The 6,000-nt window shown below is 46.6% G+C and carries 5 protein-coding genes; all 5 read right to left on the bottom strand.

Going from position 1 to position 6,000, the window contains the following annotated elements; genetic code table 11:
• Positions 1–23: 23 nt before the first annotated feature.
• The gene (locus FHQ30_RS03300; RefSeq protein WP_139611890.1) at positions 24–263 is read right to left on the bottom strand and encodes a hypothetical protein; all 240 of its coding nucleotides are present in this window, start codon (positions 261–263) and stop codon (positions 24–26) included.
• A 259-nt stretch (positions 264–522) separates the two neighbouring features.
• Positions 523–1,986 carry a catalase gene (locus FHQ30_RS03295; RefSeq protein ID WP_132964838.1) on the bottom strand — a complete coding sequence of 488 codons (1,464 nt, stop codon included), beginning with the start codon at positions 1,984–1,986 and terminating at the stop codon, positions 523–525.
• A gap of 260 nt (positions 1,987–2,246) precedes the next feature.
• On the bottom strand, positions 2,247–2,654 hold the full coding sequence (locus FHQ30_RS03290) for a DUF2251 domain-containing protein (protein WP_132964836.1): 408 nt from the start codon (positions 2,652–2,654) through the stop codon (positions 2,247–2,249).
• Positions 2,655–2,744: 90 nt separating this feature from the next.
• The gene (eno, locus tag FHQ30_RS03285) at positions 2,745–4,046 is read right to left on the bottom strand and encodes a phosphopyruvate hydratase (protein ID WP_139611889.1); all 1,302 of its coding nucleotides are present in this window, start codon (positions 4,044–4,046) and stop codon (positions 2,745–2,747) included.
• A gap of 141 nt (positions 4,047–4,187) precedes the next feature.
• Positions 4,188–5,819, bottom strand: coding sequence for a CTP synthase (pyrG, locus tag FHQ30_RS03280; RefSeq protein WP_139611888.1), 1,632 nt, complete (start codon positions 5,817–5,819; stop codon positions 4,188–4,190).
• Positions 5,820–6,000 lie beyond the last annotated feature (181 nt).

The following is a 6,000-nucleotide window of genomic DNA, read 5'->3' as shown; positions in this document are numbered from 1 at the left end:
ATCAACAGACCCTAATTATTGTGTTAAAAATGCCGCCAACGGTTGGCGTTGCTGACCTTGTTGATCAAAATTATCAGCAGCCAAAAATCCGCTGCTTGGGTGTGTTGCAGGTAACACTCACAAATCGCCTCGCTATGCCGTGCATAATCAAGCCGTTCGATAATACAATCTTCCCCGCTTAACTGTGTAATATCCGGCATTGCGCCGCTAGTCATATTTTCCACCGCTGCTCCGATAGGCTGCTGAAATTGGTTATAACGCATAGCTTTTCCTCTTGAAAGTCTGCATCAACGAAGCCAGATAGGTAAAGTGCGGTTTGTCGTATGCTGGTGCCAAATACGCTGATCCACAATCTCCGGCAAATCAGCAAGCGAAAGAATATAAGCAAGAGGTGGTATTGCTGATTCTATTGTTATCCACTTTGAATAAGCGGCAACCACTTTAGAGCGGCTTAAACACGCTATAAAAAAACGGTCCAAATTTGCACTTGGACCGTTTGACTGAATTACAACCAATTTTTGATTATAATCCTAATGCTTTTTTCACACCTGCGCCGTATGCAGGGTCGCATTTGGTGCAGTTGTCGATGTGGCGCTGTTTGATGAAGTCCGGCGCATCACCCATCGCACGTGCGGTGTTGTCGAATAACACTTGTTGTTGTTCAGGTGTCATCAAACGGAACAGTTCACGTGGTTGGCTGAAGTAGTCGCTGTCATCTTCACGATAATCCCAGAAATCCGCATCGCCGGTGATTTTCAATGGTGGTTCTTTGTATTGCGGTTGTTCTTGCCAGTAACCGAAGCTGTTCGGCTCATAGTGTGGTGCGCTGCCGTAGTTGGCATCAACGCGGCCTTGACCGTCGCGGTGGTTGCTGTGTACTGGGCAACGTGGCTTGTTCACCGGAATTTGGGTGAAGTTCACGCCTAAACGGTAGCGTTGTGCGTCAGCATAGTTGAACAAACGGGCTTGTAACATACGGTCTGGTGATACGCTGATGCCTGGGACTAAGTTACTTGGTGCGAATGCAGATTGCTCCACGTCTAAGAAGAAGTTTTCCGGGTTGCGGTTCAATTCGAACTCACCCACTTCGATTAACGGATAATCCGCTTTCGGCCATACTTTGGTTAAGTCAAACGGGTGGTAAGACACTTTTTCCGCATCGGCTTCCGGCATGATTTGTACGAACATCGTCCATTTCGGGAAGTCGCCGCGTTGAATCGCTTCATATAAGTCTTTTTGGTGACTTTCACGATCTTCACCAACTAATGCTTGTGCTTCTGCGTCAGTCAGATTTTTGATGCCTTGTTGGGTTCTGAAATGGAATTTTACCCAGAAACGCTCGTTATCGCTGTTGATAAAGCTGTAAGTGTGCGAACCGAAACCGTGCATATGGCGGTAGCTCGCCGGAATACCACGATCACTCATCACGATGGTAACTTGGTGGAAAGCTTCCGGTAACAAAGTCCAGAAATCCCAGTTGTTGGTAGCAGAACGCATATTGGTGCGTGGATCGCGTTTCACCGCTTTGTTTAAATCCGGGAATTTACGTGGATCGCGTAAGAAGAATACCGGGGTGTTATTACCCACCATATCCCAGTTACCTTCTTCGGTGTAGAATTTCAGGGCGAAACCGCGAATATCGCGCTCGGCATCGGCGGCTCCGCGCTCACCGGCTACGGTGGTGAAACGGGCAAACATCTCGGTTTTTTTACCGATTTCGCTGAAGATTTTAGCGCGAGTGTATTGGGTGATGTCGTGAGTAACGGTGAACGTACCGAACGCACCGGAACCTTTGGCATGCATACGGCGCTCAGGAATCACTTCACGCACGAAATTAGCTAATTTTTCATTTAACCATAAATCTTGTGCCAACAACGGGCCGCGCGGGCCGGCAGTCATGCTGTTTTGGTTGTCAACTACCGGAGCACCGCCATTAGTGGTTAAATGGCTGTGCGCATAAGGGCATTTTTGATCTTCTTGACTCATTGTGTATATCCTTTTAAGTAAACGTTGTTAGGATTAAGTAGTACAGCAACGCACTTTAGCAGTACGATTACCCAGTATAGTAGCAAGAAAGATCAAAATAATCTTATATGGATTTGATAGTGCAGGGCTATTGTTTGATTTAGATCAATTTGCAAAAACTAACAAAAATGAGAGCTATTACAGTTTAAATTTTAAACAAAATCGAAAGTGCGGTCAAATAACGCAGCCAAACCGCACTTTGCATAGCATTTCACGCCATGTTATGCGTTCAGCCATTGCTGTACTAATTCATCATTAATTTCTTTGCGTGACCACAGACTACCGAATTCCGGTTCAGGAAATTTGCTGTGGTTGTAAGCGATTAATTTAACAAAATCAAAGGCAGCATGTGGATAATCATTGATGAGCAACAGCACAAAGTTGCCATCTTCTGACCAGCAGATTTGCAGTTTGCGCGCCGTCTCTTTTTCATCGACGGCACTGGTATTATAAATGTGTAGTGCATCGACAATCGGCATAGCTGCTTGGCGTGTGTCGAGGGCATAAAAATAACCGGTTTCGCCGTCGTCTTCAAACATCACCGAAAGATAGTCGTGACGAGTCGAGGGAGAACCAAGTTGAGTTGCTTGCCCGATAATCAGTTGAGCTTCAAGGGTTAGATAGAACATAGGTATTCCTCAATATCGCAGGTTTCGATCGTAAAAAAGGTTGTCTGAATCGCTTCAAACAACCTTTTCTTCATTCAGCTAAGGCAAGAATTATGCTTGGCCTTTCACTTCTTTCAAACCGTTGAATGGGGCTTTCGCACCTAACGCTTCTTCGATACGGATCAATTGGTTGTATTTCGCCACACGATCAGAACGGCTCATGGAACCGGTTTTGATTTGACCTGCTGCCGTACCCACCGCTAAATCTGCGATAGTTGCATCTTCGGTTTCGCCTGAACGGTGAGAGATCACCGCAGTATAACCTGCATCTTTCGCCATTTTGATCGCTGCTAAAGTCTCGGTCAAAGAACCGATTTGGTTGAATTTGATCAAGATAGAGTTAGCGATACCTTTGTCGATCCCCTCTTTCAGGATTTTGGTGTTGGTTACGAACAGATCGTCACCGACCAATTGCACGCGGTCGCCCAATACTTTAGTTTGGTAAGCGAAGCCTTCCCAGTCAGATTCGTCTTGGCCGTCTTCGATAGAAACAATCGGATAGGCTTTGGTCAGCTCTTCTAAGTAGTGAGTGAACTCTTGAGAAGTGAAGGTTTTGCCTTCGCCTTTCATTTCATAGTTGCCGGTTTCTTTGTTGTAGAATTCGGAAGAGGCACAGTCCATCGCCAGAGTCACATCTTTACCTAACACATAACCGGCTTTTTCCACTGCTTCTTTGATACACGCCAATGCGTCAGCGTTAGACGCCAAGTTAGGCGCGAAACCACCTTCGTCACCCACTGCTGTGTTCAAACCTTTGCCTTTCAATACTTTAGCCAAGTTGTGGAACACTTCCGCACCGATACGCAACGCTTCACGCAAGGTTTTGGCGCCAACCGGTTGGATCATAAATTCTTGAATATCGACGTTGTTGTCAGCGTGTTCACCACCGTTGATGATGTTCATCATCGGTAACGGCATAGAGTAAACGCCTGGAGTACCGTTTAATTCAGCGATGTGAGCGTACAGTGGAAGACCTTTTGAGGCAGCCGCTGCTTTCGCATTCGCCAGAGAAACCGCCAGAATTGCATTGGCACCGAATTTTGATTTGTTTTCAGTACCATCCAAGTCGATCATAATTTGGTCGATTTCTGCTTGGTTGGTGGCATCTTTGCCGACAACTGCTGCGGCAATCGGTCTGTTCACCGCTTCAACCGCTTTCAGCACGCCTTTACCCAAGAAACGGGATTTGTCGCCGTCACGCAGTTCCAACGCTTCGCGAGAACCGGTAGAAGCACCTGATGGCGCAGCCGCCAAACCGACGAAACCGCCTTCCAAATGCACTTCAGCTTCAACAGTCGGGTTTCCGCGAGAATCGATAATTTCACGACCAATTACTTTAACAATTTTTGCCATTGTATTTTCCTCTTGTGATTAAATTGAAATCAGTACTAAAAATCTGTGCTATATACTAAAGCGATTTAATTTATTTGTCTTGTAAAAAGTGCAGGAATGTTGTTTCCTGCACTGAATTATTTTTTTATTTTAACAAATATATTACTTTTTCTGATGTTCTTTCGCAGCTTTAACAAATCCGCTAAATAACGGGTGTCCGTCACGCGGGGTGGAGGTAAATTCCGGGTGGAATTGTGCCGCCACAAACCAAGGGTGATTTGGGATTTCGATGATTTCTACCAGTTTTTTATCCGCCGACAAACCGCTGACTTTCAGACCGGCAGCCTCAATTTGCGGCAGCAGGTTGTTATTGACTTCATAACGATGGCGGTGGCGTTCTTCAATGGTTGCTGCGCCGTAGATTTCACGCGCTTGAGTGCCGTCGATCAAATGGCATTGTTGCGCACCCAACCGCATGGTGCCACCGAGATCTGACGTTTCGGTACGGGTTTCTAGTTTTCCTTCGGCGTCTTGCCATTCAGTAATTAAGCCGACCACCGGATACGGGGTGTTTTTGTCAAATTCGGTGGAGTTGGCGTTGCTTAAACGTGCTACGTTACGCGCATATTCGATTAAGGCGACCTGCATTCCCAAACAGATACCCAAATACGGAATATGGTTCTCGCGCGCATATTGGGCAGTCATGATTTTGCCTTCGACACCACGGTAGCCGAAGCCGCCCGGTACTAAAATACCGTCCAAGCCTTTCAGCAGATCCGTACCTTTGGATTCGATGTCTTGCGAGTCGATATATTTGATATGCACGCTTAAACGGTTGCTTAAACCGGCGTGTTTCAAGGCTTCGTTCACCGATTTGTATGCGTCCGGCAGTTCGATATATTTGCCGACCATGCCGATGGTGACATCGCCGTTGCTTGGGTTGCTTTCGCGATACAGCACTTGTTCCCATTCGCTTAAATCCGCTTCCGGGCAGTCAAAATGGAAGCGTTGGCAGATGTATTGATCCAAGCCTTGTGATTTCAACATTGCCGGAATCTGGTAAATCGAACTGACGTCTTTTAATGACACCACCGCTTTTTCCGGCACGTTACAGAACAGGGCGATTTTGGCGCGTTCGTTGGCCGGAATGCTGCGATCGGAACGGCAAATCAGAATATCCGGCTGAATCCCGATGGAGAGTAACTCCTTGACCGAGTGTTGGGTCGGTTTGGTTTTCAGTTCGCCGGCGGCGGCGATATACGGCACTAATGTCAGGTGCATAAATAAGGTGCGTTCACGCCCGACTTGCACCGCTAATTGACGCAAGGCTTCCAAAAACGGCAGCGATTCGATATCGCCGACGGTTCCGCCCACTTCAACAATCGCTACATCATGATCCGCTGCACCGTCAATCACACGGGCTTTGATCTCGTTGGTAATATGCGGAATCACCTGAATGGTAGCGCCCAAATAGTCGCCACGACGCTCTTTGCGTAACACTTCGGAATAAATTTTACCGGTGGTGAAGTTATTACGTTTGGTCATTTTGGTGCGGATAAAGCGCTCATAATGCCCCAAATCCAGATCGGTTTCGGCGCCGTCTTGGGTCACAAACACTTCACCGTGTTGAATCGGGCTCATTGTGCCGGGGTCAACGTTGATGTAGGGATCCAGTTTCATCATGGTCACGTTCAGACCACGCGCTTCTAAAATTGCTGCAAGTGATGCCGCTGCAATACCTTTACCGAGGGAAGATACCACACCGCCCGTCACAAAAATATAATTGGTCGCCATTTGAAATCCAGTTTGTATATGAAATGATGATGGAAAGAATAAAAAATCTTATCAGGACGGGAGAATAGTCTATATCAAAGTGCGGTCGAACTCAATTGTTGATTGTGATATTTAAATCGTGGTGAGGCTTGCGTTTTAAAGAAAAATCCGTATCATCACCGCTCTTTTATGATTTAATCGC

It is taken from the genome of Testudinibacter sp. 'clade 2' (assembly GCF_006227735.1).
Taxonomy (GTDB): domain Bacteria; phylum Pseudomonadota; class Gammaproteobacteria; order Enterobacterales; family Pasteurellaceae; genus Chelonobacter.
This window is presented reverse-complemented; position numbering and strand designations above follow the sequence as displayed.